Source organism: Zhengella sedimenti (assembly GCF_046506625.1).
Lineage (GTDB): Bacteria > Pseudomonadota > Alphaproteobacteria > Rhizobiales > Rhizobiaceae > Zhengella > Zhengella sedimenti.
Genome location: NZ_JBKFFP010000001.1, coordinates 533,985 through 557,750 on the forward strand (window position 1 = coordinate 533,985; position 23,766 = coordinate 557,750).

Here is a 23,766-nt window from a genome sequence, read left to right on the forward strand (position 1 = left end):
GCTGCGCCCGCGGGAAAGGCCCGCCTTGAGCCTGAGAACGGGCAGGAATGGTTCAGCCGCCGGACTTGCCAAGGGCATCCGGAATGCCGGGCTTCGCATAGACTCGAGCCACCTTTTTTTCAACCGATTCTTTGGTTGCCAGCAATATCAATCGTTTGAATCGATCTGTTCTTACGTAAAAGTAAGAATTATTGAAGGAATACGCGCTATTTCCACCGCCGCCGGCCAAGCGGCGCCCCGTTTCCCGCCAGTGCGGCAACCATGCCATGGCCAGCCTTTCGCGTCCATCCGTGCTTCGATCAGTCCCTGCCGGCCACCTTCCCTTTGCCGCTCCACACGATGCGGTCAGCCGCGGTCGTGATCGCGTGTATGGGCGATCCAGTCGGCGCTCTGCATCTCGATCAGGCGCGAGGCGGTTCGATGGAACTCGAACAGTTCGGTGCCGTGCGTGCCCGTGAACAGCTTTTCCGGCGGCGCTTGCGCGGACAGGATCAGGCGGACCCGGCGGTCATAGAGCGTGTCGACCAGCAGGATGAAGCGCTTGGCCTCGTTGCGCGTCTCGTTGCCCATGACGGGCACACGGTCGATCACGATGGCGTCGAACCGGTCCGCGATGGCCAGGAAGTCGCGCGCGCCCATCGGCCTGACGCAAAGATCGTCAAAGGAGAAACGCGCGGCCCGGCCCGCGGCGCGCTCCACGGAAACGGTCCGCCCCTTGATTTCCAGCGTCACCGGTTGTTCCGGCAGGCCGCCCGTCAGCCTGTCCCAGGCGCGGTCCATGGCAGCGTCGGCCTCCGGTCCCGACGGCGTGACATAGACGGGTAGCCGGTCCAGTTCGCGCAGCCGGTAATCGGTCTCGATGTCGACATTGGTGACGTCGGTATGGCGCTCCAGGATGGCAATGAACGGTGTGAAGAGCGACCGGTTGAGGCCGTCCCGGTAGAGGTCCTGCGGGGCGACGTTCGAGGTTGCGACAAGTACCACCCCTTCGGCGAACAGCGCGGAGAATAGGCGGCTGAGGATCATCGCGTCGGCAATGTCGGTGACGGTGAACTCGTCGAAGCAGATCAGCCAGCTTTCCTCGGCGATGGAGGCGGCGACGGGCGGGATCGGGTCGTCGCCCCTGGCCGTCCCGGCCTTCACCGCGGCGCGGTGCCGACCGATGCGGTCATGCACGTCGGCCATGAAATCGTTGAAATGGGCGCGCCGCTTGCGCCGTGCAGGCGCCAGTTCGAAGAACATGTCCATGAGCATGGTCTTGCCGCGGCCGACGCCGCCATGCAGGTAGAGCCCGCGCACGGGTTCCGGCTTCGGCTTGCGCCTGGCGAAGATCCAGCCGAGCGCCGAGGATTTGCGCTGGAGGCGCTTTTCCGCGATCTCTTCGATCAGCCGGTCGAAGCGCATGGCAATGCGCCGCTGCTCCGGATCGCCCTGGAGCTTTCCGGTCCGCGCCAGATGGTCGTAGCGCTCCAGAACGGAAGGCCGGTCAGACGGCGGTTGCGATGAAGCCATACGAAGGCGTGCCCGTGGCGGCTGTCGTTGCGATTGCGTCCGGCCGTCAGCGGAAAACGGATACCGCCTGGCCGGAACTCGTCGTTCCGTCGAATCTCTGGTCGCCGGACTTGTAGAGCCTTGCCACGGTGTCGCCGCTCTCGTTGTAGAGCACGACCTGCGCGCCCTGCACATCCCAGCCGCGCACGTTCGCCATGTCGCCGGAGCAGCCGCGCGTGCCGCCGCGCGAGCCGCTGCCATACTTGGTCAGCGTGAGGAACATCTGGCAGCTTGCGCCGGCGCTGTTCGCCGACCAGCTTCCGACCATCGCGTTCTTTGTCAGCGGCTGGGCGTTCGCAGGCGGCGTTGCAGGCTGGGCGGGATCGGCCGCCGCAACCTCGGTCCCGTCCGTTTCCGTGCCGGGCGCGTCCGGGAAGCCCGACGGATTCAGCGTCTCGGGCTGGGAAGGCGGTGGCAACTGTTCCTGGGTCACCGGCGATATGGGCGCAGGCGTCAGGGGCGCGGGTTGCGTGTTCAGGCGTCCCAGCCGCTCACTCTGGCAGGCTGTCAGTCCAAGCGCCGAAACGCATGCGGCCGCCAATGCCAAGTGCTTCATCCCCATCATTCAAACCCTCTCTGAATGTCGCGTGATCCGGATCACGCCCTGAATGCGCTTGGAAAACGGCGCTTTGGGGGCATTTTCAACCGGACAGGGTTAATATTGCGTTCCGAGAACGGTTTCAATACCGGGTTGTTCCCGGTCTGCGCCGCGTCCCTGCCGGGAACTTCATTGCCTTTTCTGCATTGAAGGATGCGATGGCCGGCCTCACCGGCACCAGTCAACCGGAGTTCTTTCCATGATCAAATGGATCATCATCCTTCTCATCGTGGCAGCGGTCGCTTCGCTGCTCGGCTTCAACACGCTTTCGGGCGCGGCGCTCACCGGCGCGAAGCTGCTCATCGGGGTCCTGCTCGTCCTCTTCCTGCTGGTCATCCTCGGCATCGTGGCCATCGCCTGACGCAAGGCGCGCCATCCGTGACGCGGCCCGGCGGTATCGTCGCCCGGGAGACTGGACGCCCGGAGGTCAAAGGCCTATCTGCAGTCCATGAACCGCAGACATTTCCTGACCCTGCTTGCAACCGGAGGAATCGCCACCTTGGCCGGCACGTTCACCTGGATGCGCGGCGCGCGGGCCAATCCCTATTACGAGGGTCCGGTCAGCGACCATTTCGACGGGCGGACCTTCTTCAATCCGGGCGGCATTGAACCGCGCGGTTTGAAGGACCTCCTGCGCTGGCGGTTCGGCGGCAGCCGCGCCGAATGGCCGGTCCGGTTCGACCCGCCGCATCCGCCTGCCCGGCCTGACCGGCGCGTTTCGGGTGACGCCATCCGCGTGACGATGGTCGGCCATGCCACGCTGCTGATCCAGGTGGCCGGTCTCAACATCCTTACCGATCCGGTGTGGTCCGACCGGGCGTCGCCGCTCTCCTTCGCCGGGCCGAAGCGGGTCAATGCGCCGGGCATTGCCTTCGATGACCTCCCGCCGGTCGATCTCGTGCTGCTGACCCACAATCACTACGACCATCTCGATGTCGACACGCTGGCCCGCCTGCACCGGGCGCATGCGCCAAAGGTCATCACGCCGCTTGGCAACGATGCCATTGTTGCCGGGGCCGTGCCGGAAATGGCGGTCACCACCGGCGACTGGGGAGACAGCCTGGAGGCCGGTCCGGTCCGCATCCATTTCGAACCCTGCCACCACTGGTCGGCGCGCGGCATGACGGACCGGCGCATGGCGCTGTGGGCCGCCTTCGTGATCGAGACGCCGGCCGGACGCATCTACCATGTCGGCGACACCGGTTTCCATGAAGGCCGGAACTATCGCGCGGCAGCCGAAAAGCACGGGGGCTTCCGCCTTGCGATCCTGCCCTTCGGTGCCTATGAGCCGCGCTGGTTCATGAAGGGGCAGCACCAGAATCCGGAGGAAGCGGTCGAGGGATTCCGGCTGGCAGGCGCCGAATGGGCCGCCGGCCACCACTGGGGCACGTTCCAGTTGACCGACGAGAGCATCGAGGAACCGAAGGCGCGGTTGCATGCGGCGCTCGACGCCGGCGGAATTGCGCGGGAGCGCTTCCGGCCCATGCTGCCCGGCGAGGTGTTCGACGTGCCGCCGGCCGGCGGGGCTTGAACCGCGCCGGCTTCGGTCCATGACTGGAATTGTGCCTCTTCTTCGGCCATATAGGGCGCGAAGAACGGAGCCAGAGAGCCATGGCGGCGCCAGCGCCCTTTGCAAAGATGAACGGACTGGGCAACCAGATCATCGTGGCCGACATGCGCGGCCGCGCCGACCGGATCACGCCTGCTGCCGCGCGCACGCTGGCCGGCGATCCGGCGACCGCGTTCGACCAGATCATGGCCATCCACGATCCCCGCCTTGAGGGCACGGACAATTACATCGAGATCATCAACAGCGATGGCAGCCAGGCACAGGCCTGCGGAAATGGCACTCGCTGCGTCGTCCAGGCGCTGGCAGCCGAAACCGGCCGCAGCGCTTTCACCTTCCAGACGCTGGCCGGCATCCTGACAGCGCAGGAACACGCCGACGGAACGGTCTCGGTGGACATGGGGGAACCGCGTTTCGGCTGGAAGGACATTCCGCTGGCCGAGGAGTTTCATGACACCCGCATGATCGAATTGCAGATCGGCCCCATCGACGCGCCGGTGCTGCATTCGCCATCGGTGGTGTCGATGGGCAATCCGCACGCCATCTTCTGGGTCGATGACGATGTCTGGTCCTATGACATGGAGCGCTTCGGGCCGATGCTGGAAAATCATCCGATCTTTCCGGAACGTGCCAACATCACGATCGCGCGGATCCTTTCGCGCAGCGAGGTGGTGATCCGCACATGGGAACGCGGGGCCGGACTGACGCGCGCCTGCGGGTCTGCGGCCTGCGCGGCGGCCGTTGCCGCCATCCGCTTGCGCCGCATGGACCGGACCGTCACCGTTCACGTGCCGGGCGGGCCGCTGGGCATCGAATGGAACGAGGACAACCACGTGATCATGACCGGGCCGGCGGAATGGGAGTTTTCCGGCATGCTGGACCCGGAGACCGGTGCCTGGACGCGCGACAGGGAAGGCGCGGCCTGATGGGCGTGGAGATCGTCACCTTCGGTTGCCGGCTCAATGCCTACGAGTCGGAAGTGATGAAACGGGAGGCGGAGGCCGCGGGCCTCGGCGCGCTGGAGGGCGGCGCGATCGTCATCAACACCTGCGCCGTGACGGCGGAGGCCGTCCGCCAGGCGCGGCAATCGATCCGCAAGGCGCGGCGCGACAATCCGGAGGCGCGCATCATCGTCACCGGCTGCGCCGCCCAGACCGAGGCGGAGACCTTCGGCGGGATGGACGAAGTGGATCTCGTCATCGGCAATGACGACAAGCTGAAGGCGCAGAGCTATCGCGCCCTGCCGGAATTCGGCGTCAACGCCTTCGAGAAGGTGCGCGTCAACGACATCTTCGAGGTGCGCGAGACAGCCTCCCACATGGTCGACGCCATCGAGGGGCGCGCCCGCGCGTTCGTGCAGGTCCAGAACGGCTGCGACCATCGCTGCACCTTCTGCATCATTCCCTATGGACGGGGGCATTCGCGCTCGGTTCCGGCCGGCGGCGTGGTGGACCAGGTGGCGCGCCTTGTCGGCAACGGCTATCGCGAGGTCGTGCTGACCGGCGTCGATCTGACCTCCTGGGGCGCGGACCTGCCGGGCAGTCCGAAACTCGGCCGCCTGGTCAAGGCGATCCTCTCGAAGGTTCCCGGTCTCGACCGGCTGCGCCTTTCCTCCATCGATTCCATCGAGGCGGACGACGCCCTGCTCGACGCCATCGCCACCGAACCACGCCTGATGCCGCACCTGCATCTCTCGCTGCAGGCGGGCGACGACATGATCCTGAAGCGCATGAAGCGGCGCCACCTGCGCGACGATTCCATCCGCTTCTGCGAGGAGGTGCGCCGCCTGCGCCCGGACATCGTCTTCGGCGCCGACCTGATCGCCGGTTTTCCCACCGAAACAGACGCCATGTTCGAGAACACGCTGAAACTCGTCGCCGATTGCGGGCTGACGCATCTCCACGTGTTTCCGTTCTCGGCCCGCAAGGGCACGCCCGCCGCGCGCATGCCACAGGTGGACAAGGCGGTTCGCAAGGCGCGCGCCGCGCGCTTGCGCGAAGCCGGCGACGCGGCTTATGCCACCCATCTTGCGGCGCGCACCGGCAGCACCGCGCGCGTGCTGATCGAAAAGCCTGGCATCGGCCGCACGGAGGATTTCACGCTCGCCAGCGCGGAAGGCGTGCCCGGTGACATCGTGAGCGTTGCGATCGCCGGCCATGACGGGGAAAAGCTGCTCACCCGCCCGGCGCTGGCCGGGGCGGCGTGAACCGGCAGAGGCAAGGAACGGAACGGCGCAATGGCTCTGGGTTTCATCAAGAAGGTCTTCTCCTTCGGCCGCAAAGAGGTCGAGGACCGCCCCTCCGGGGATGAAGCTCCGGCAACGGTTCCTGCCGCGGAACCGCCGGCTGAAACGGCTCCGGACGCCGGTCCGGACATGGCCGCGCCATTCGAGGCACCCGCTCCGGATGCCGCGCCTGAAGAGACGGTGCCGGATGACGCCGGGACGATGAACGAGACCGAAGGCGTGCCCCCGCCGGCCGAAACGCCTCCGGATGCCGTGGCCGAACCCGTTTCAGCGTCCGTGCCCGCGCCGGAGCCCGAAGGCGAACCGAAAGAACCGGTTTCGCCGCGCGTATCCCCTGTTCCGGCTGTCACGCCGCCGGGGGGCAAGGTCACGGTTTCGAAGTCCGTCGAGCGCAAGGCCGATGCCGCGCCGCCACCGGAGCCGGAAGCGGGACGGCCCGGCTGGTTCCAGCGGCTCCGTTCCGGCCTGGCGCGCTCCTCGCAGAACCTGACATCGGGCATTGCCGGTGTCTTCACCAAGCGCAAGCTGGACGAGGACGCGCTGCAGGATCTCGAGGACGTGCTGATCCAGGCCGATCTCGGCATCGAGACGGCCATGCGCATCACCGACACGCTCGCGTCGGGACGCTATGGCCGCGAGGTCAGCGGCGAGGAAGTGCGCGCGGTCATGGCGGGCGAGGTGGAAAAGGTGCTGGAACCGGTGGCGGTTCCGCTGGAACTGGACCTGTCGCACAAGCCGCATGTCATCCTCGTGGTCGGCGTCAACGGCACCGGCAAGACCACCACCATCGGCAAGCTGGCCGCAAAGCTGACGCGTGGCGGGCTGAATGTCATGCTGGCCGCCGGCGACACGTTCCGGGCGGCCGCGATCGAACAGCTTCACATCTGGGGCGAGCGCACCGGCGCGCCGGTCGTGTCCTCCAGACTGGGCGCCGACGCTGCCGGTCTCGCCTATGACGCCTTCGTCAAGGCCAGGGACGCCGGCTCGGACGTGCTGATCATCGATACGGCCGGGCGGCTCCAGAACAAGGCGGAACTGATGGACGAACTGGCCAAGGTGGTGCGCGTCCTTCAGAAGCACGATCCGGAGGCGCCGCACACCGTGCTGCAGACGCTGGACGCGACCACCGGACAGAACGCGATGAACCAGGTGGAGATCTTCCGCAATGTCGCCGGGGTCAACGGTCTCGTCATGACGAAGCTGGACGGCACGGCGCGCGGCGGCATCCTCGTCGCCATTGCCGCGAAGTACAAGCTGCCGGTCTATTTCATCGGCGTCGGCGAGGGGATCGATGACCTCGAACCCTTCGCGGCTGCCGATTTTGCCCGGGCCATCGCCGGAACGGGCTGACCAGGCGGACCGGTTGTCAGTCGATCGAACCGGTCGTTTCATCCGGAGCCAGGGCGCCGGACAATGCATTCAGCATGCCGATCCATCGGCCGATATCGGCTTCCGGACGCTCGGCGTAAGGGGCATCGAAAATCAGGACGCTGAGGCGCGCCGCGCCATCGTAGTGGCTGATCTCGTGCCGGGCGAGATCGGGGACCCCGTCACGGTCGCGGTGAACCGGGGTGACACGGGCCTTGAGACGCGCACCGGCCAGCGAACAGTCAAGCGGATCGCCTTCATGGCCTGCGTCGCAGAACGTGACGAAACGGCGGTTTGCCCGGCCTGGGGGAGCGGTGCGGGCAGCACCGGACACGGTCTGTCTTTCCATGACATGGATGCGCGCATGGCTCTCGATCCGCGCCGAGACGAGTGGGCGCATCGGCCCGTCCACCGCTTCGTCGAAAAGCCGGTTGTCGCGCACCCCGACATGCGGCTGGCGATGATCGATCGCAAGGGTCCAGATCAGCACCGGCAGGTCCTTCTGGCCATTGCAATCGAACCGTGCCGCGGTGATGCCCTCGGCAAGGGCGGCGAATGTCACCGGCGCGGCGTTTGCTTCGCCTGCCAGGGCAATGCGGCATGCCTGTGCCGCGCCGGAACACGCCAGCAGGGCCAGACACGACACGATCACATGCAAATAGGGTTTCATGGCGCGCTCCCTTCCATGGCTGGCCGGCGCGCGGATGGAGGCGCGCGGTCCCGGCGGCCGCTCACCCTCCCGGTCAGGCCGGTTTGCCTGACCCTCCACCCGAGAGCCTGCGCCCACATGGTAAAGGAAAGGTTAGCGCCCGGCCGGCGAAGGGAAAGCCCCGTCGCCATGCGGGGGCTGGTCTTTCTGGCGCGGTCCCACTGGCAAAGGCGGCAGCGATCCACTAGGTGATGGAGACGGACGGGCGAACGGCTCGCCGGATGCTTTTTTCTCACGAACCGGAAGGCGACCATGTCCGAGCCAGTTTTCGAGCGCGATCCCTCCGATCCGAAGCGAAAGGAAATGAACCCGCTCTTGAAGCTGGCACTGGAACTGGGACCGCTGGTGGTGTTCTTCTTCGCCAATTCGCGCGGCGAATGGCTTGCGGCGCGCTATCCGGTTCTCGCAGAACTGGGCGGGCCGCTCTTCATCGCGACCGGCCTTTTCATGGCCGCCACGGCCATCGCGCTCGCCGTCTCATGGGCGCTGGTGAGAACCCTGCCGATCATGCCGCTGATCTCCGGCGTGATCGTCTTCGTCTTCGGCGGCCTGACGCTGTGGCTGCATGACGAGACCTTCATCAAGATGAAACCGACCATCGTCAACACGCTGTTCGGTGCGGTGCTCCTGGGCGGTCTCGTCTTCGGCAAGGCTCTGCTGGGCTATGTCTTCGACAGCGCGTTCCGGCTGGATGCAGAAGGCTGGCGCAAGCTGACCCTTCGCTGGGGCCTGTTCTTCCTGTTTCTGGCTGCGGCGAACGAAGTGGTCTGGCGCCTCTTCTCAACCGATACCTGGGTCGCTTTCAAGGTCTGGGGCATCATGCCGATCACGCTCGTCTTCACCATGAGCCAGATGCCGCTCATCATGAAACATTCGCTGGAAGAGGCCGACGGCAAGAGCCGCTGACCGGGCAAGCCTGCTACCGGACGCGCCGCGCGGCATGGGACTGGCAGACCCGGCCAAGCGGCGCGCCGGAAAGCGCGTAGCTCTCCACGCAGACACGATAGCGATGTGCCGTGGCCTTTCCGAAGGGGACGAACACGCTGACCCGGCGCATCGCGCCCGGCCGCATCACGGCTTCGGAAGGCAAGATTTCGGCCGGCATGGCCTGCCCGTCAACGGAGAGGACGGAAAAGACGCGGCGCACGGGCTGACTGCCCGTATTGCGGCTGAGGAATTGAAGACCGGATTCAGCCGATAGGCTGACAGGGCTGGCAGCGACGACGGCCAGCGCCTCGCGGCCCCGTTCCGGGACCGTGCCGTGAAAGCCGATATTGCCGGATGCAGCCAGCGACGGCGTGGCGACAAGCCCGCATGCCAGGATTGCCGCAAACCACGTCACTGCCTGTCGTGCCAATACCATGCCCGTGTCCCGGAATTATGGTTAACGTCCCGTCAACCTGACCTCTCGGGAGATGCGATGCAAGCGCCATGCCGCGATGAAAACCCGCATACGGGCCGGAAAATGTGCGAAATGCAAACGCTGTTCGCAAAACGGGAATCGCAGCAAGCCGGATTGTCCCGTGATCGGACGCCGGTCAGCGTTTCAGATTGGCGGCTTCGCCCGGCGGATTCGTGAAGGGCGCGCCGCCCTTGCCTTCCTGCACGGCCTTCTCCGCTGCCAGCATCCAGTGCACGGTCGGAAAGGCGATCTCGTCATGGGGAATGTCGTTCCAGCCGTAAAGGGCGACGTCAAGGCTTTCCGGCCCCGGCGCGATGGCGGCTTCGGCGAGCGTCGCACGGTAGATCAGTTGCACCTGGCTGATCCGCGGCACGGAATAGATGGCCAGCAGGCCCTCGATGCGGATTTTCGCGCAGGCCTCCTCCATCGCCTCGCGCGCCGCGCCGGCCTCCGGCGTCTCGTTGAGTTCGAGGTATCCGGCCGGAACGGTCCAGAAGCCGGAACGCGGCTCGATGGCGCGGCGGCACATCAGGATCTTGCCCTCGTGGCGCACGACGGCGCCCACCACGATCTTCGGATTCTGGTAATCGACGAAGCCGCAATGGCCGCAAATGCTGCGCTCCATGCTGTCGCCGTCGGGTACCTGCCTGCGGAAGGAAATGGGTAAATCGCCTGTCATTGGGCCAATCTAGGCAAGTGCGGGTGATTTGGAAGCTGCGCCGGCGAAAATCAGTTGGCCGCGAGCGCCTTTTCGATCTCCGGGAGCAGGCCGTTGCGCACGCTTTCGGGCGTGAACGGTCCGGTCTGCTTCCACAGGATCGTGCCGTCCTTGCCGATCAGATAGCTTTCCGGCACGCCGTAGACGCCCCAGTTGATGGCCGCGCGGCCGGTCTGGTCGACGCCCAGCATGGTGAAGGGGTTGCCGAGATCGGCCAGAAAGGCGCGCGCCTGACCCGGCTTGTCCTTGTAGTTGAGGCCGACGATCCCGAAGCGGCCATCCTTCGCCAGGTCCATCAGCAGCGGATGTTCCTGCCGGCAGGGCACGCACCAGGACGCCCAGACATTGACGAGCGAGACCTTGCCTTTCAGCGATTCGGTGGAAAAGCCGGGCAGATCGACGCCTTCCAGAGGCGGCAGGTCGGTGGCAGGCGCCTGGGTGCCGATCAGCACGGAGGGGACGATGGAGGCGTCCTTGCCGGAAAGAAGCTGCATCAGGAACACGCCTGACAAGGCGACGAACAGGACCAGTGGCAGGATCACCAGCCAGCGGCGCGGCCGCGCGCCCGTCTCGCCGCGAACGTCTGTTTCCTCGCTCATGTTCCGGTCAACCATTCTCGGAGCGCCGGCGGATGCCGCGCGCTTCCAGTTCGGCCAGTTCGCGCCGGCGTGCGCGCATGTCGGTCAGGATCCAGAGGCCCAGTCCACCGAGCACAAGGGCCGACATGGCGTAGGCCGCGAAGACATAGGCAGCATGGCTCATGACGGACCGCTCCTCAACCGTCCGCCCGGCGCGCGGCCATGCGGCGCATGGCGATGACCCGGCGGCGCCAGATCTCGGTGCGCATCGCCATCAGGTGCAGGCCGAAGAACAGCACCGTGAAGGCCAGGGCCATGACCATCAGCGGCCACAGCATGGAAGGATGGATGGTCGGGCCATCCATGCGGAAGACCGCCGCGGGCTGGTGCAGGGTGTTCCACCAGTCGACGGAAAACTTGATGATCGGGATGTTGATGAAGCCGACCAGCGTGACAATGGCGGCCGCGCGCGCCGACTTGACCGGGTCGTCCATGGCGCGGGTCAGCGCGATGATGCCGAGATACATGAGGAACAGCACGAAGACCGATGTCAGCCGCGCATCCCAGACCCACCACGTGCCCCACATGGGCTTGCCCCAGACCGAACCGGTAAACAGGGCCAGGAAGGTGAAGGCCGCGCCGATGGGCGCCGCCGCCTTGGCCGAGACATCGGCCAGCGGATGACGCCAGACCAGCGTGCCCACCGAGGAGATGGCCATGACCGTGTAGCACATCATGGCCAGCCAGGCGAAAGGCACGTGCACATACATGATCTGAACGGTGATGCCCTGCTGGTAATCCTCCGGCGCCGTGAAGGACATCCAGAGGCCCACGGCCAGCAGGAGGCCGGCCAGGCCCAGCAGCCAGGGTATCAGCGTATCAGCCAGCCCGATGAAACGGGTCGGATTGGCAAGCCTTGAAAACCATCCGGCCTTGGCGTCCGGCAATGTCTGTGTTTCGCTCATGCCGTTTACATATAGTCTTTGATGCATGCCGGCAATTGATTGCCGTCATGCGCGCCGTTCAAATTTCCGCGTCAATCGGTCCCGCCCTTCAGCGCCGCGCCGGCGGCGACGGGCCCCAGCACCGCAAAGAACAGCGTCAGCGCCGACAGGATGAGGAAGGGCGGCCAGAAGGGGTCGGGATCGTTCACCGCGCCATAGGCCGCCGAAACGCCGAAGATGAGCACGGGGATCACGAAGGGCAGGATGAGGACCGAGACCAGCAGGCCGCCGCGCGGCAGGGCCACGGCCACCGCCGCGCCGACCGCGCCGATGAAGGTGATGGCCGGCGTTCCGGCGGCAAGCGTCAGCGTCGCGGCACCGATGCCGACCGGCGTCATGTTCATGAACAGGCCGAGCAGGGGCGCGGCCACGACAAGCGGCAGGACGCTCGCGGTCCAGTGGGCCAGGCATTTGACGAAGACGGTCAACGCCAGCATGTGCCTGTCGCGGGCGATGATCACGAGGTCCAGCGCCCCATCCTCGCGATCGGCCTGAAACAGCCGGTCGAGGCCGAGCAGCGCGGCCAGCAGGGCCCCGATCCACAGGATGGCCGGGCCGATCCGCGCCAGCAGGTTGAGATCCGGGCCGACCCCGAAGGGGATGACGGCGACGACGGCGAGGTAGAACAGCAGGCCGACCAGCGCGCCGCCGCCGGCGCGTACCCCCAGCCTGAGATCGCGGACGAAAAGGGCTAGCATCGGGTCGTATGCTCCCCCATGTCGAGGGAGCGGACGTTTTCCAGTCCCAGCGGGATATGGGTCGCCGCGATGATCATGCCCCCGTCCTCCATGTGCGCTTCCATCAGCGCGGCGAATTGCCGTTCGGACGCCTTGTCGAGCCCCGCGGTCGGTTCGTCAAGAAGCCAGACCGGACGGTAGGAGACGAGCAGCTTGGCAATGGCGATGCGGCGGCGCTGGCCCGTCGACAGGTAACCGAAGGGCAGGTGGCCGATCGTCTCCAGCCCGACCATTTCCAGCGCTTCGGCGACCGGCAAGTGGGCGTGGCCATGGAAGGATTGCCAGAAGTCGAGGTTCTCACGCACCGTCAGCGCCGGTTTCATCGCGTTCTGGTGACCGAGGTAGTGCAGCGCCGATTCCAGTGTCGGGAATTCCTCGCCCGGGCTTTCAAGCCGCATCGTGCCCTGCGCCGGTTCCAGCAGGCCGGCGATGACGCGCAGCATGGTGGACTTGCCCGATCCGTTTGGCCCGGTGACGACGATCCCCTCGCCCGCGCCCAGCGAGAAGTCGACGCCGGAGAAGATGATCTCGCCGCCGCGTTCGCCGGCAAGGCCGCTTGCAACAAGCCGCATGACAGTCCCTTTTCCCGTTCAAGGCAGCGCGGATGTCCGGTGGCGGATGCTGCAGCGCCAAAATATGCCTTTCGTTGATCTGGAATCCTTCTACAAAATTCCCTATAAGCCCGGCAACCATGCCAGCGGCCGGCGTGGCAACCCTTTTTTGCGCCGTACCCGGAAGCCTTGCAAAGCAAGAGGTTTTCGCGGGGCCGGACAGCGGAAATGGCCGCACCCGCACCTTCCCGATCCGCGTCCGCGCGGCTAAAGAGGCGTCCGCCCCGTTCGGCAGAATGAATGAGAACGAGGTCGCACGTGTCCAAGTCACTCGACAGCTTCAATTGCCGCCGCACCCTGACGGCCGCCGGCAAGGAATACGTCTACTACGATCTGAAAGAGGCCGAGAAGAACGGCCTCGACGGCGTTTCCCGCCTCCCCTTCTCCATGAAGGTGCTGCTGGAAAACCTGCTGCGCAACGAGGACGGACGCTCCGTCACCAAGGCTGACATCGAGGCCGTGGCCGCCTGGCTGGACGACAAGGGAACGGCCGGGCACGAGATCGCCTACCGGCCGGCCCGTGTGCTGATGCAGGACTTCACCGGCGTTCCGGCCGTCGTCGATCTCGCAGCCATGCGCGACGGCATCAAGGCGCTCGGCGGCGATCCGCAGAAGATCAACCCGCTCGTTCCCGTCGATCTCGTCATCGACCACTCGGTCATCGTCGACGAATTCGGCAACCCGAATGCCTTCGCCCGCAATGTCGAACTTGAATACCAGCGCAACGGCGAGCGCTACCGCTTCCTCAAGTGGGGCCAGCAGGCCTTCAAGAACTTCCGCGTCGTGCCCCCCGGCACCGGCATCTGCCACCAGGTGAACCTCGAATATCTCGGCCAGACGGTCTGGACGAAGGACGAGGACGGCGCCACCGTCGCCTATCCCGATACCTGCGTGGGCACCGATTCGCACACCACCATGATCAACGGCCTCGGCGTTCTGGGGTGGGGCGTGGGCGGCATCGAGGCGGAAGCGGCCATGCTCGGCCAGCCGGTCTCCATGCTCCTGCCCGAGGTCATCGGCTTCAAGCTGACCGGCAGGCTGAAGGAAGGCGTCACCGCCACCGACCTGGTTCTCACCGTCGTGCAGATGCTGCGCAAGAAGGGCGTGGTCGGCAAGTTTGTCGAGTTCTTCGGCGACGGCCTCGATCACCTGACGCTGGCGGATGCCGCGACCATCGCCAACATGGGCCCGGAATACGGCGCCACCTGCGGCTTCTTCCCGGTCGATTCGGAAACGCTGAACTACCTGACCATGACCGGCCGCACGCAGGACCGCATCGCGCTGGTCGAGGCCTATTCGAAGGCCCAGGGCATGTTCCGCGAGACAGGTTCCTCCGACCCCGTCTTCACCGACACGCTGGAACTGGATCTCGGCGACGTCGTGCCGTCCATGGCCGGTCCGAAGCGCCCGGAAGGCCGCATCGCGCTGGAAAAGATCGGCGAGGGCTTCCGTCAGGCCTTCACCGCCGAGTACAAGAAGGATGCCGGCGAGATCGACCGCCGCTACGATGTCGAGGGCGAGGACTATGACCTCGGCCATGGCGACGTGGCCATCGCCGCCATCACGTCCTGCACCAACACGTCAAACCCCTCGGTGCTGATCGGCGCCGGCCTTCTGGCGCGCAATGCCAACCGGCTCGGCCTCAAGCAGAAGCCCTGGGTCAAGACCTCGCTGGCGCCGGGCTCGCAGGTCGTCGGCGAGTACCTGGAAAAGTCCGGCCTGCAGGCCGAACTCGACAAGATCGGCTTCAACCTGGTCGGCTTCGGCTGCACCACCTGCATCGGCAATTCAGGTCCGCTGCCGGCGCCGATCTCCAAGACGATCAACGACAAGGGCCTGATCGCCGCCGGCGTGCTGTCGGGCAACCGCAACTTCGAGGGCCGCATTTCGCCCGACGTGCAGGCCAACTACCTGGCCTCGCCGCCGCTGGTCGTGGCCTATGCGCTGGCCGGGACGGTGAACATCGACCTGACGAGCGAGCCGATCGGCCAGGACAAGGACGGCAAGGACGTGTTCCTCAAGGACATCTGGCCGACCAACCAGGAGATCCAGGAGTTCATCCACAAGCACGTCACGCGCGAACTGTTCGAATCCAAGTATGCCGACGTGTTCAAGGGCGACGACAACTGGCAGGCCGTACAGGCGCCTTCCGGCGAAACCTATGCCTGGGACGACGCCTCCACCTATGTGCAGAACCCGCCCTATTTCGCCGGCATGGCGAAGGCGGCCGGGCAGGTGTCCGACATCAAGGGCGCGCGCATCCTCGGGCTGTTCGGCGACAAGATCACCACCGACCACATCTCCCCGGCCGGTTCGATCAAGGCGCAGTCGCCGGCCGGACAGTACCTGCTGGACAATGGCGTCAATGTCGCCGACTTCAACCAGTACGGCACGCGGCGCGGCAACCATGAAGTGATGATGCGCGGCACCTTCGCCAATATCCGCATCCGCAACTTCATGCTGGGCGAGAACGGCCGCGAGGGCGGCTACACGATCCACTATCCGTCCAAGGAAGAACTGTCGATCTATGACGCCGCGATGCGCTACCGCACGGAGGGCGTGCCGCTGGTCGTCTTCGCCGGCGGCGAATACGGCAACGGTTCGTCGCGCGACTGGGCTGCCAAGGGCACCAACCTGCTGGGCGTGCGCGCCGTCATTGCCGAGAGCTACGAGCGCATCCACCGCTCCAACCTCGTCGGCATGGGCGTCATTCCCTTCGTCTTCACCGGTGGCGACACCTGGAAGTCGCTGGGCCTGAAGGGCGATGAAACCGTGTCCATCGAGGGCCTCGAGGGGATCAAGCCGCGCCAGACCGTGCCGGCCACCATCACCTTCGCCGACGGTTCGACGAAGACGATCGAACTGCTTTGCCGGATCGATACGCTCGACGAACTCGACTACTACAAGAATGGCGGCATCCTGCAGTATGTGCTGCGGGACCTGGCGGCCTGAGGGCCGGAAGCGCCATCCACAGCCTGTGAAATGCAAGCCGCCGGGGAGCCAACCCCGGCGGCTTTTTCATGCCGGTGGTGTGGTCCGGCACGAAAACTCGCGCGAAAGTGAGTTTTCATTGATCAATGCGGGGACTATGTCCGTCACAGGTCATGTTTTCGCAACCACGTTTCACAGGGGAGGCCCGGGGCACCGTGAGAAGGTTCTTTCTGTCACTGCTGTTCGCTGCCGCCTCGGCCGTGCCTGCCTGGGCAGGGGAAAAGCCCGTGGCCGTGGTCGAACTCTTCACCAGCCAGGGATGCTCGTCCTGCCCGGCGGCCGACGCGTTCCTGGGTGAACTGGCCCGGCGCGAGGGCGTCATCGCGCTCGCCTGGCACGTGGACTACTGGGACTATCTCGGCTGGAAGGACACGCTGGGCGATCCTGGCAACACGGCACGACAGGAAGCCTATCGCCGTGCGCTTGGAAACATGTCGAAATACACGCCGCAGATGGTGATCAACGGTCATCATGACGTAGTCGGGTCGCATCGCGGCGAGGTGGAGGAAAAGATCGCGCAGTCGACCGGCGGCCTGCCGGTTCCGGTGTCGCTGTCGCGGACCGACGGATCGATCCTCATCCGCGTCGGCGAAAGCAGCGCCGGCGGCAAGGCGAATGTGCTGCTGGTCTGCTACGGGCCGCCGCGCACCGTTTCCGTGCGCAAGGGCGAGAACAGCGGACGCGACATCACCTACTGGAACGCGGTGAGCGGATGGCAGACCGCGGGCATGTGGCATGGCGATGCTATGCGCGTCGAATTGCCCATGTCCTCGCTGTCCATCGAGGCCGGCGGCGGATGTGCCGCGCTGGTGCAGGAAATGGCGGGCGGGACCGGTCCGGGTCCCATTCTCGGCGCGGCATCGATCGGCTTCGGCTCGACGGCAGCATTGCGCGCGGAAAAATAGGCTCCGGCAAAGGGCAGAATGAACTGCCCGGAGGCGGGGTGTTGCCGAGGTTGGTCCGGCCAAACCGCGACCGTGGGCGGGGGGCTTGGGGGTTACAGCCGCGATCGGACCGGACCGTCTCAGGCAACGGATACAGCGTCGGTTTCGTTTGCGGCCGCAGCTTGGCGGGAACGCGGCGAAAACATGGCTGGCCTTTCACGTTTGTCGACCGGATTGTTTCAGTAGTTCATAATATAACCTGATCAGACACGCTGCAGCCGTGATCGCTGCGGCTTGCAATTGCGCATGCGAAACGGCAGGCTGTCATGAAAGTGACAAGAAGGAGCCGTCATGGACAATCAGGGCGCGGGCGGAGGTTCCTCCGAAGCATCCAATCTGGTGGCGCTGCATGACATCCGGCGGCAGCGCCACCCGCAAACGGTGACCTTTCATCGCACCGAACTGTCCCGGATCCTGAATATCTACAGTTTCATGGTGGCGGCCAACGAATGGCGGGATTACGCCATCGATCACCTGCCCGACCGCGCCGTCTTCTCCGTCTTCAAGCGCTCCAGCGAAGCACCGCTTTTCCAGATCATCAAGGAGCCGAAACGCGCGGCCCGACAGGGCGCGTGGTCCGTGGTCAATGCCGCCGGTGTCACGCTCAAGCGCGGCCACGAACTCGAAAGGGTGCTGGCGGTGTTCGACAAGCCGCTGAAACTGGTCAAGGGCTGAGTATCCGGGGCTTGCGCCCCCGGTCAGCCGGGCGGGGTGGAACGACCGCCATTGAGGGCAAGCTGCATGAGCGCGGTATCCAGCCACCGCCCGTGCTTGAAGCCCGAGCCGGAAATCAGGCCGCATGGCGAAAAGCCGAGCGCCTGATGCAGCGCGATGGATGCGCGGTTGCGTTCGGCATCGCCAATGACGGCGAGGATCTGGCGGTAGCCGTCTCTGCGGCACGCTTCGATGAGCGCGGCAAGGAGCGCCCGGCCGACGCCCTGTCCCTTGGATTCCGGCGCGACATAGATCGAATCCTCGACCATGAACCGGTAGGCGGGACGCGGGCGGAACGCGCCGGCATAGGCATAGCCCAGCACGGTGCCGTCTCCGTCCTCGGCTGTCAGCCAGGGATAGCCGTCATCCCGGACCGTTTCGTAGCGCCTCGTCATTTCCGCCAGATCGGGCGGGTCGATCTCGTAGGATGCCGTGCCATGCAGGACGGCGTCGGCATAGATCGCCTGGAAAGCGGGAAGGTCGGCGGCAACGGCTGGTCTGAGGGTCGGCATGTTTCAGGTCCGCTTGGATGACAAACGGAAGCTCTGCCAGCACCGGACCGAAAAGAAAAGGGCGGCCTGAAAGCCGCCCTCCGGTTTCCGGATCACATCCAGCGCGGGTTCACTCGCGGTTGCCGAGGAACTGGAGCAGGAACATGAACAGGTTGAGGAAGTCGAGATAGAGGCGCAGCGCACCCATGATCGCCTTGCGTCCGGCCACCAGGGCACCGTCGCCCTCGTAGTACATCTCCTTGATCTGTTGCGTGTCATAGGCGGTCAGGCCGGAAAACACGAGTACGCCGATCACCGAAATGGCGAACTGCAGCGCTGACGAGCCAAGGAAAATGTTCACCACCGAGGCGATGATGATGCCGAACAGGCCCATGATCAGGAAGGAGCCCATGCCCGACAGGTCACGCTTCGTGGTGTAACCGTAGAGCGACAGGGCGCCGAAGGCCGAGGCGGTGATGAAGAAGGTGCGAACGATCGAGGTCTGCGTATAGACGAGGAAGATCGTCGACAGCGACAGCCCGACAAGCGCCGCATAGACCCAGAAGGTGGTCTGTGCCGCCGCCACGCTCATCTTGTGAATGCGGAACGACAGGAAGAACACCATGCCGAGCGGCGCCAGGATGAGCACCCACTTCAGCGGGCTGGCGAACATGAGCTGTCCGAACTGGGTCAGCTGTCCGTCCTGCACCGCGAAATTGAAGCCGCCCCACGCCGCCAGGCCGGTGATCGCCAGGCCGAGCGCCATGAGGTTGTAGACCTTGAGCATGTAGGAGCGGAGCCCCTCATCAATGGAGGCGTCGGCATGGGTCTGCACGCCGGATCGCATCTGGTAATTGCGAAGATCAGCCATGAAAGTCCTCTTTGCTACTGTTCCGTCGGGTGTCGGGAGGAGCGTACCATGCCCAAGCCCCCAGGCGCCGCTGGCGGAACTCCAGCATGCCTGCGTTCAATATGTGACGTCCCGTGCGCCCAAACAAGACCTGCCAGGGCGCGGGCGGGAACAAACATGCGTGAATTGCTTCCCGACGGTTGCAAACGGGGCATTAACCTTGATTTTCCGTAACCTACAGGGTCCGGAGCACAGGAGCGGCCTTGTGTCCCAGGACCCGCCAGGTTCCGATCAGGCCGAAGCCCACGGTGAGGACCAGCGCCACGGCGAGGGTGGTCACCGCGACGTCGGGCAGGAAGGACGATTGCAGGTTCATGATCTGCGAGACGACCGCCCAGGCCGCAAAACCGCCCGCGGCAAGTGCAAAGGTCGCCGTGGCAAGCCCGATCAAGGCGTATTCGAGGCTGAAGGCGCCGATCAGGTCGCGCCGCGTGGCGCCGAGCATCTTCAGCACGACGGCGTCATGCACGCGCGCCCGGTTGGACGCGGCCAGCGCACCGGAAAGGACGAGCACCGAGGCTATGAGGGCAACCGATGCCGCGGCGCGGATGGCGAGCGCCAGCTGGCCAACGACCCGGTCGACCACGTCCAGCGCATCCTTCACCCGAACCGTCGTGACGGACGGGAAGGCGCGCGTCACCGCGTTGAGGAGGCGCGCCTCTTCGGCCGGGCCGGCCTGCGCATCGGTCAGGGTGGCCAGCCAGGCATGGGGAGCGCCGGCCAGCGTGTTGGGCGAGAAGACCATGACGAAATTGATGCCGAGCGATTCCCAGGCCACTTCACGGAGGTTGGCGATGCGGGCGGTCACGTTGCGGCCCAGCACGTTGACGGTGACCGTGTCGCCCGTCTTCAGCCCGATCTCGCCTGCCTCCTCGGCGGAAAACGATACCAGCGGTTCGCCGGAATAGTCCTCCGGCCACCATTCGCCTTCAACGAGCCGCGAGTTCTCGGGCACGCGCTGCGAATAGGTCAGGCCCCGGTCGCCACGCAGCACCCAGGCACCCTCCGGCGGCACGTCGATCTTCGTGACGTCCTCGCCATTGAGGGCGATGATGCGGCCGCGCAGCATGGGAACACGCACCAGCTTGCCCTCCGATTCGCTCTCGATGAGATCGGCGAAACGGTCGACCTCGCCGCTCTGGATGTCGACGAAGAAGAAGTTCGGCGCGCGTTCGGGCAGCGAACCGGTGATCTGGTTGCGCAGGTTGCCGTCGATCAGGGCAAGCGACACGAGAAGCGTGAGGCCGAGCCCGAGCGACAGCACGACCGAAGGCGTCAGCGCGCCCGGCCGGTGAATATTGCCGATGGCGAGCCGGAGCGGGGTGGAGCGGACAACCGGCGCCTTGCGCGCCAGAGCCTGGACGCCCACCGCCACGGCGCGCAGCACGACGAAGGCGGCGGCGACGGAGGCCAGGAACGATGCGGCCAGCATCCGGCTTTCGGCCGCCCACACGGCAAGCCCGGCAAGCAGTGCGAGCGCCAGGGCTGCCGCGCCGAGATAGGCCGGGCGCGGCCAGCCATGGGCATCGAAACCCATTTCACGAAAGAGCGCGGTGGCGGGCACGTCGCGGGCACGTCCGAGCGGGATGAGCGCGAAGGCCACCGTCACCAGGAACCCGAACAGCGCCGCCATGGCGAGCGCGCCGGGATAGAGCCCGCCCGTGACCGGAACCGGGATGATCGCGCCCAGCGCATGGCCGGCCGCAAGCGGCATGGCAGCGGCAATCACCAGGCCGATGGCGATGCCCGCCGCCGCGATCAGCAGGATCTGTACAAGATAGACGGTGAAGACGAACGCGCCGGATGCGCCGAGGCACTTGAAGGTGGCGATGACGGCGCGCTTGGAGTCGAGGTAGGACCGCACCGCGTTGCCTACGCCCACGCCGCCGACGACCAGCGCTGTCAGGCCGACAAGCGTCAGGAACTGCGAGAAACGCTCGATGTTGGATGCAAGCGCCGGGGCGGCATTGGCGCTGTCGCGGATCGACCAGCCGGCCTGCGGGAAGCGGCTGGCGGCCTCGTCGCGGATGGCGGCGATGCCGCCCGGCGTGCCGCGCGCACCCAGGTCGATCTTGTAGTCGTGCTCGACGAGGCTGCCCGGCTGGATCAGGCCGGATGCGCGCAAGGCATCGAGCGAGACCATGAACCGCGGCGCGAAGCCGAACCCGCCGGAGATCATGTCCGGCTCGGTCACGATGCGCGTGCGCAATTCGAAGGTTGCATTGCCGAGTTCGACCCTGTCGCCAAGCGAAAGGCCGAGCCGTTCCATCAGCAGATCGGCAACAGCGGCACCATAGGCGCCGTCCGAAAGGGCGAACAAGGCATCGCCTGCCAGCGGCGGTTCGGTGACGAGGGTTCCGGCCAGCGGGTATGCGCCGTCCACCGCCTTCACTTCCGCCAGTGTCTGGTCGCTGCCGTCGGGCAGGCGGACCATGGATCGCATTTCGGCGCTGTGCGAAAGCCGGCCGAGGCTCTCCAGGTAGGCACGTTCCTCCGCCGATGTCTCGCGCTGGTTCAGCTGGAAGCGCATGTCGCCGCCAAGCAGGGTCCGGCCTTCCGCGGTGACGCCCGATGTGATGGACCGGGCGACCGAGTTGACGCCGCCGATTGCGCCCGCGCCGAGTGCGATACAGGCAAGGAAGATGGCGAAACCGGACAGCCCGCCACGCATTTCGCGCAGCGAGAAACGCCATGCCAGCGAGAGGGTGCGCAGGAAGGTCATGGTGCGCGCCTCACGCCGTACGCCGCGGAAGGGCTTCGCCCGTCGACGTTTCGATGCGCCCGGAATGCATGGCGACCTGACGTGAACAGCGCGCGGCCAGGGAGGGATCGTGCGTCACCAGCGCCAGCGTCATGCCGCGCTTGCGCGCGGTTTCGAACAGGAGATCGGCCACCGCGCCGCCGGTGCGCTCATCGAGATTCCCGGTCGGTTCGTCGGCGATCACGATGGCAGGTTCGGGCGCGAGAGCGCGGGCAATGGCCACGCGCTGCTGTTCGCCGCCGGACAATTCGCCCGGATAATGGGTCAGGCGCTCGCCGAGACCGACCGCGGCCAGTTCCTGGCGCGCCACCTCGAAGGCGTCGCGCCGGCCGGCCAGTTCCAGCGGAACGGCCACGTTTTCAAGGGCCGTCATGTTCGGGATGAGATGGAAGGACTGGAAAACGATGCCGATGTTGCGGCCCCTGAATTCCGCGACCGCGTCCTCGCTCTTGTCGTGGATGGACGTTCCGGCGATATGGACCGCGCCCGCGTCGATACGCTCCAGCCCGCCGATCACCATCAGCAACGTCGATTTTCCCGAACCGGAAGGGCCGACGATGCCGACGGTCTCGCCGGATCCGATGGTCAGGTCGATGCCCTTGAGGACATGCACGCGGGATGCACCGTTTCCGAGCGTCAGTGAAACACCGGAAAGCGCGATGGCGGGTTGGGTCACGGCGAAACGGTCCTATATTGCTTGGGCGACATCGAATGTTCTTCGTCATATGGGATTGAACGCATGCTGTTCAAAGGCTGGTTACGCATTGTTGCGCTTCTCGGTTCTGTCTTGCTGTCAGGCATCGGGCATGCCCGGGCCGAACCGTTCAGGATCATCGGCTTCGGCGACAGCCTGATGGCCGGCTACCAGCTTGGCCCCGGCGAAGGGTTCACAGGCCAGCTCGAGGCGGCGCTGAGGAAGGCCGGCCACGACGTCACCGTGGCCAATGCCGGGGTTTCCGGCGACACCACGAGTGGCGGGCTGTCGCGCCTCGACTGGTCGGTTCCCGACGATGCCGATCTCGTGATCCTCGAGCTGGGCGCCAATGACGCGCTGCGCGGCATCGATCCGGCGCTGACGCGAAGCAATCTCGACGCGATGATCTCGCGCCTGAAGGAGCGCGGCATCGCGGTCCTGCTGGCCGGCATGCTGGCGCCGCCCAACATGGGTGACTCCTACGCGGCGCAGTTCAACGCCATCTACCCGGACCTGGCGAAGGAACATGGCGTCGCGCTCCATCCCTTCTTCCTTGACGGCGTGGCTGCCCGGCAGGACCTCCTGCTGGAAGACGGGATGCATCCCAATCCGCAAGGCGTGGCGGTAATGGTCGGGAACATCATGCCGGCCGTGGAAGCTGCCATGGCCAACCATCCAAAGAATAAAGATAGCAATTCCAATTAGTTGTATTCTTTTTTGCGGTTTTTCCGTTTGCACGTGAACCTTTTGCGGGTCCCGCGACACCCAAGGACAGTGGCAATCAGGCCACCCAAGGGAAGAAAGGGACACATCATGTTCAGGAAAACCGCATTGACCGCCTTCGCCGCCATCATTTCAGCCACGGCCGCCGTTTCCGGCGCGTCCGCCATGGGTGGCGGTGGTGGCGGAACCCCGCGCGACGCGTTCGTAAAGGTCCACGAGCGCGACGGTTCCACCCGCACCATCCGCAGATGCGCCGAATGCGGCTACACCCGGATCATCCACCGCGACCGCGATGGCAAGATCACCAAGGTCCGTCCGGTCGACAAGGCCAAGCCCGTGCGCAAGGTGCGGCGCGGCCGTTCGGTTCCCTACGCCATCAATCACACGGACGGCATCATGTCGATCGGCATCCTGCCCGGCCTCCACGTCGTCATCGGCGGCCGTTGAACC

26 protein-coding genes are annotated in these 23,766 nt (G+C 65.6%); 11 read left to right on the plus strand and 15 right to left on the minus strand.

Annotated features, from left to right (window positions below; all coding sequences use genetic code 11):
* Window positions 1-52: 52 nt before the first annotated feature.
* From ACLB6G_RS02700 to ACLB6G_RS02710, 3 genes are all read right to left on the minus strand, one after another.
* Window positions 53-268 (minus strand): hypothetical protein, encoded by a 216-nt coding sequence (locus ACLB6G_RS02700; protein ID WP_410354566.1) that lies wholly within the window; start codon window positions 266-268, stop codon window positions 53-55.
* Between the two features lie 77 nt (window positions 269-345).
* Complete coding sequence (zapE, locus tag ACLB6G_RS02705) at window positions 346-1,512, minus strand: cell division protein ZapE (protein WP_410354567.1); 1,167 nt, start codon at window positions 1,510-1,512, stop codon at window positions 346-348.
* Window positions 1,513-1,558: 46 nt separating this feature from the next.
* Window positions 1,559-2,107: a protease inhibitor Inh/omp19 family protein gene (locus ACLB6G_RS02710; RefSeq protein ID WP_410355155.1), complete on the minus strand. Its 549-nt coding sequence runs from the start codon at window positions 2,105-2,107 to the stop codon at window positions 1,559-1,561.
* A gap of 241 nt (window positions 2,108-2,348) precedes the next feature.
* Here ACLB6G_RS02710 and ACLB6G_RS02715 point away from each other — a divergent pair, with 241 nt between their 5' ends.
* The 5 genes from ACLB6G_RS02715 to ftsY all read left to right on the plus strand — a co-directional run bounded on the left by ACLB6G_RS02715 (window position 2,349) and on the right by ftsY (window position 7,311).
* Window positions 2,349-2,510, plus strand: a complete 162-nt coding sequence (locus ACLB6G_RS02715; protein ID WP_410354568.1) for a DUF1328 family protein — start codon at window positions 2,349-2,351, stop codon at window positions 2,508-2,510.
* An 87-nt stretch (window positions 2,511-2,597) separates the two neighbouring features.
* Window positions 2,598-3,680, plus strand: a complete 1,083-nt coding sequence (locus ACLB6G_RS02720; RefSeq protein WP_410354569.1) for an MBL fold metallo-hydrolase — start codon at window positions 2,598-2,600, stop codon at window positions 3,678-3,680.
* Window positions 3,681-3,760: 80 nt separating this feature from the next.
* Window positions 3,761-4,642: a diaminopimelate epimerase gene (gene dapF, locus ACLB6G_RS02725; RefSeq protein WP_410354570.1), complete on the plus strand. Its 882-nt coding sequence runs from the start codon at window positions 3,761-3,763 to the stop codon at window positions 4,640-4,642.
* Window positions 4,642-5,922, plus strand: a complete 1,281-nt coding sequence (gene mtaB, locus ACLB6G_RS02730; protein WP_410354571.1) for a tRNA (N(6)-L-threonylcarbamoyladenosine(37)-C(2))-methylthiotransferase MtaB — start codon at window positions 4,642-4,644, stop codon at window positions 5,920-5,922. Before dapF ends, mtaB begins: the two co-directional genes overlap by 1 nt.
* 30 nt (window positions 5,923-5,952) lie before the next feature.
* Entirely contained in the window at window positions 5,953-7,311 is a 1,359-nt protein-coding gene (gene ftsY / locus ACLB6G_RS02735; RefSeq protein ID WP_410354572.1) for a signal recognition particle-docking protein FtsY, read from the plus strand.
* 16 nt (window positions 7,312-7,327) lie between these two features.
* On the opposite strand, the gene ACLB6G_RS02740 is transcribed toward ftsY, so the two are convergent.
* Window positions 7,328-7,999, minus strand: coding sequence for a hypothetical protein (locus tag ACLB6G_RS02740; RefSeq protein ID WP_410354573.1), 672 nt, complete (start codon window positions 7,997-7,999; stop codon window positions 7,328-7,330).
* A gap of 291 nt (window positions 8,000-8,290) precedes the next feature.
* Between ACLB6G_RS02740 and ACLB6G_RS02745 the strand changes: the two genes are divergently transcribed.
* Entirely contained in the window at window positions 8,291-8,944 is a 654-nt protein-coding gene (locus ACLB6G_RS02745) for a septation protein A (protein ID WP_410354574.1), read from the plus strand.
* Between the two features lie 13 nt (window positions 8,945-8,957).
* Here ACLB6G_RS02745 and ACLB6G_RS02750 read toward each other — a convergent pair whose 3' ends face one another.
* The 7 genes from ACLB6G_RS02750 to ccmA form a co-directional block, all read right to left on the minus strand.
* Window positions 8,958-9,401, minus strand: a complete 444-nt coding sequence (locus tag ACLB6G_RS02750; protein WP_410354575.1) for a hypothetical protein — start codon at window positions 9,399-9,401, stop codon at window positions 8,958-8,960.
* A 175-nt stretch (window positions 9,402-9,576) separates the two neighbouring features.
* Window positions 9,577-10,119 carry an NUDIX hydrolase gene (locus ACLB6G_RS02755; protein ID WP_410354576.1) on the minus strand — a complete coding sequence of 181 codons (543 nt, stop codon included), beginning with the start codon at window positions 10,117-10,119 and terminating at the stop codon, window positions 9,577-9,579.
* 50 nt (window positions 10,120-10,169) lie between these two features.
* The gene (locus ACLB6G_RS02760) at window positions 10,170-10,757 is read right to left on the minus strand and encodes a DsbE family thiol:disulfide interchange protein (protein WP_410354577.1); all 588 of its coding nucleotides are present in this window, start codon (window positions 10,755-10,757) and stop codon (window positions 10,170-10,172) included.
* Window positions 10,758-10,764: 7 nt separating this feature from the next.
* Complete coding sequence (gene ccmD / locus ACLB6G_RS02765; RefSeq protein ID WP_410354578.1) at window positions 10,765-10,920, minus strand: heme exporter protein CcmD; 156 nt, start codon at window positions 10,918-10,920, stop codon at window positions 10,765-10,767.
* A 13-nt stretch (window positions 10,921-10,933) separates the two neighbouring features.
* A complete protein-coding gene (locus ACLB6G_RS02770; RefSeq protein ID WP_410354579.1) occupies window positions 10,934-11,701 on the minus strand; it encodes a heme ABC transporter permease in 768 nt (255 codons plus the stop codon).
* A gap of 71 nt (window positions 11,702-11,772) precedes the next feature.
* Window positions 11,773-12,438: a heme exporter protein CcmB gene (ccmB, locus tag ACLB6G_RS02775; protein ID WP_410354580.1), complete on the minus strand. Its 666-nt coding sequence runs from the start codon at window positions 12,436-12,438 to the stop codon at window positions 11,773-11,775.
* A complete protein-coding gene (gene ccmA / locus ACLB6G_RS02780; protein ID WP_410354581.1) occupies window positions 12,432-13,049 on the minus strand; it encodes a heme ABC exporter ATP-binding protein CcmA in 618 nt (205 codons plus the stop codon). The genes ccmB and ccmA overlap by 7 nt, the downstream gene beginning before the upstream one ends.
* 297 nt (window positions 13,050-13,346) lie before the next feature.
* Between ccmA and acnA the strand changes: the two genes are divergently transcribed.
* The 3 genes from acnA (at window position 13,347) to ACLB6G_RS02795 (ending at window position 17,698) form a co-directional block, all read left to right on the plus strand.
* Entirely contained in the window at window positions 13,347-16,040 is a 2,694-nt protein-coding gene (gene acnA / locus ACLB6G_RS02785) for an aconitate hydratase AcnA (RefSeq protein WP_410355156.1), read from the plus strand.
* Between the two features lie 194 nt (window positions 16,041-16,234).
* Window positions 16,235-16,984 carry a DUF1223 domain-containing protein gene (locus tag ACLB6G_RS02790; protein WP_410354582.1) on the plus strand — a complete coding sequence of 250 codons (750 nt, stop codon included), beginning with the start codon at window positions 16,235-16,237 and terminating at the stop codon, window positions 16,982-16,984.
* Between the two features lie 330 nt (window positions 16,985-17,314).
* A complete protein-coding gene (locus ACLB6G_RS02795; protein ID WP_410354583.1) occupies window positions 17,315-17,698 on the plus strand; it encodes a DUF2794 domain-containing protein in 384 nt (127 codons plus the stop codon).
* Between the two features lie 23 nt (window positions 17,699-17,721).
* Here the strand turns inward: ACLB6G_RS02795 and ACLB6G_RS02800 are convergent, their stop codons facing one another.
* The 4 genes from ACLB6G_RS02800 to ACLB6G_RS02815 all read right to left on the minus strand — a co-directional run bounded on the left by ACLB6G_RS02800 (window position 17,722) and on the right by ACLB6G_RS02815 (window position 22,575).
* Complete coding sequence (locus tag ACLB6G_RS02800) at window positions 17,722-18,249, minus strand: GNAT family N-acetyltransferase (RefSeq protein WP_410354584.1); 528 nt, start codon at window positions 18,247-18,249, stop codon at window positions 17,722-17,724.
* A gap of 109 nt (window positions 18,250-18,358) precedes the next feature.
* Window positions 18,359-19,099 carry a Bax inhibitor-1/YccA family protein gene (locus ACLB6G_RS02805; protein WP_410354585.1) on the minus strand — a complete coding sequence of 247 codons (741 nt, stop codon included), beginning with the start codon at window positions 19,097-19,099 and terminating at the stop codon, window positions 18,359-18,361.
* A 214-nt stretch (window positions 19,100-19,313) separates the two neighbouring features.
* Entirely contained in the window at window positions 19,314-21,860 is a 2,547-nt protein-coding gene (locus tag ACLB6G_RS02810; RefSeq protein WP_410354586.1) for an ABC transporter permease, read from the minus strand.
* A gap of 10 nt (window positions 21,861-21,870) precedes the next feature.
* Window positions 21,871-22,575 carry an ABC transporter ATP-binding protein gene (locus ACLB6G_RS02815; RefSeq protein WP_410354587.1) on the minus strand — a complete coding sequence of 235 codons (705 nt, stop codon included), beginning with the start codon at window positions 22,573-22,575 and terminating at the stop codon, window positions 21,871-21,873.
* A gap of 63 nt (window positions 22,576-22,638) precedes the next feature.
* On the opposite strand from ACLB6G_RS02815, the gene ACLB6G_RS02820 reads away from it, so the two are divergent.
* Both ACLB6G_RS02820 and ACLB6G_RS02825 read left to right on the plus strand, forming a co-directional pair.
* Complete coding sequence (locus ACLB6G_RS02820) at window positions 22,639-23,298, plus strand: arylesterase (protein WP_410354588.1); 660 nt, start codon at window positions 22,639-22,641, stop codon at window positions 23,296-23,298.
* 108 nt (window positions 23,299-23,406) lie between these two features.
* Window positions 23,407-23,763: a hypothetical protein gene (locus ACLB6G_RS02825; RefSeq protein WP_410354589.1), complete on the plus strand. Its 357-nt coding sequence runs from the start codon at window positions 23,407-23,409 to the stop codon at window positions 23,761-23,763.
* Window positions 23,764-23,766 lie beyond the last annotated feature (3 nt).

Coding starts and splice junctions, on each gene's coding strand:
- ACLB6G_RS02700 (WP_410354566.1), bottom strand. CDS start 268: ATGGCATGGTTGCCGCACTGGCGGGAAACGGGGCGCCGCTTGGCCGGC.
- zapE (WP_410354567.1), bottom strand. CDS start 1,512: ATGGCTTCATCGCAACCGCCGTCTGACCGGCCTTCCGTTCTGGAGCGC.
- ACLB6G_RS02710 (WP_410355155.1), bottom strand. CDS start 2,107: ATGAAGCACTTGGCATTGGCGGCCGCATGCGTTTCGGCGCTTGGACTG.
- ACLB6G_RS02715 (WP_410354568.1), top strand. CDS start 2,349: ATGATCAAATGGATCATCATCCTTCTCATCGTGGCAGCGGTCGCTTCG.
- ACLB6G_RS02720 (WP_410354569.1), top strand. CDS start 2,598: ATGAACCGCAGACATTTCCTGACCCTGCTTGCAACCGGAGGAATCGCC.
- dapF (WP_410354570.1), top strand. CDS start 3,761: ATGGCGGCGCCAGCGCCCTTTGCAAAGATGAACGGACTGGGCAACCAG.
- mtaB (WP_410354571.1), top strand. CDS start 4,642: ATGGGCGTGGAGATCGTCACCTTCGGTTGCCGGCTCAATGCCTACGAG.
- ftsY (WP_410354572.1), top strand. CDS start 5,953: ATGGCTCTGGGTTTCATCAAGAAGGTCTTCTCCTTCGGCCGCAAAGAG.
- ACLB6G_RS02740 (WP_410354573.1), bottom strand. CDS start 7,999: ATGAAACCCTATTTGCATGTGATCGTGTCGTGTCTGGCCCTGCTGGCG.
- ACLB6G_RS02745 (WP_410354574.1), top strand. CDS start 8,291: ATGTCCGAGCCAGTTTTCGAGCGCGATCCCTCCGATCCGAAGCGAAAG.
- ACLB6G_RS02750 (WP_410354575.1), bottom strand. CDS start 9,401: ATGGTATTGGCACGACAGGCAGTGACGTGGTTTGCGGCAATCCTGGCA.
- ACLB6G_RS02755 (WP_410354576.1), bottom strand. CDS start 10,119: ATGACAGGCGATTTACCCATTTCCTTCCGCAGGCAGGTACCCGACGGC.
- ACLB6G_RS02760 (WP_410354577.1), bottom strand. CDS start 10,757: ATGAGCGAGGAAACAGACGTTCGCGGCGAGACGGGCGCGCGGCCGCGC.
- ccmD (WP_410354578.1), bottom strand. CDS start 10,920: ATGAGCCATGCTGCCTATGTCTTCGCGGCCTACGCCATGTCGGCCCTT.
- ACLB6G_RS02770 (WP_410354579.1), bottom strand. CDS start 11,701: ATGAGCGAAACACAGACATTGCCGGACGCCAAGGCCGGATGGTTTTCA.
- ccmB (WP_410354580.1), bottom strand. CDS start 12,438: ATGCTAGCCCTTTTCGTCCGCGATCTCAGGCTGGGGGTACGCGCCGGC.
- ccmA (WP_410354581.1), bottom strand. CDS start 13,049: ATGCGGCTTGTTGCAAGCGGCCTTGCCGGCGAACGCGGCGGCGAGATC.
- ACLB6G_RS02795 (WP_410354583.1), top strand. CDS start 17,315: ATGGACAATCAGGGCGCGGGCGGAGGTTCCTCCGAAGCATCCAATCTG.
- ACLB6G_RS02800 (WP_410354584.1), bottom strand. CDS start 18,249: ATGCCGACCCTCAGACCAGCCGTTGCCGCCGACCTTCCCGCTTTCCAG.
- ACLB6G_RS02805 (WP_410354585.1), bottom strand. CDS start 19,099: ATGGCTGATCTTCGCAATTACCAGATGCGATCCGGCGTGCAGACCCAT.
- ACLB6G_RS02810 (WP_410354586.1), bottom strand. CDS start 21,860: ATGACCTTCCTGCGCACCCTCTCGCTGGCATGGCGTTTCTCGCTGCGC.
- ACLB6G_RS02820 (WP_410354588.1), top strand. CDS start 22,639: ATGCTGTTCAAAGGCTGGTTACGCATTGTTGCGCTTCTCGGTTCTGTC.
- ACLB6G_RS02825 (WP_410354589.1), top strand. CDS start 23,407: ATGTTCAGGAAAACCGCATTGACCGCCTTCGCCGCCATCATTTCAGCC.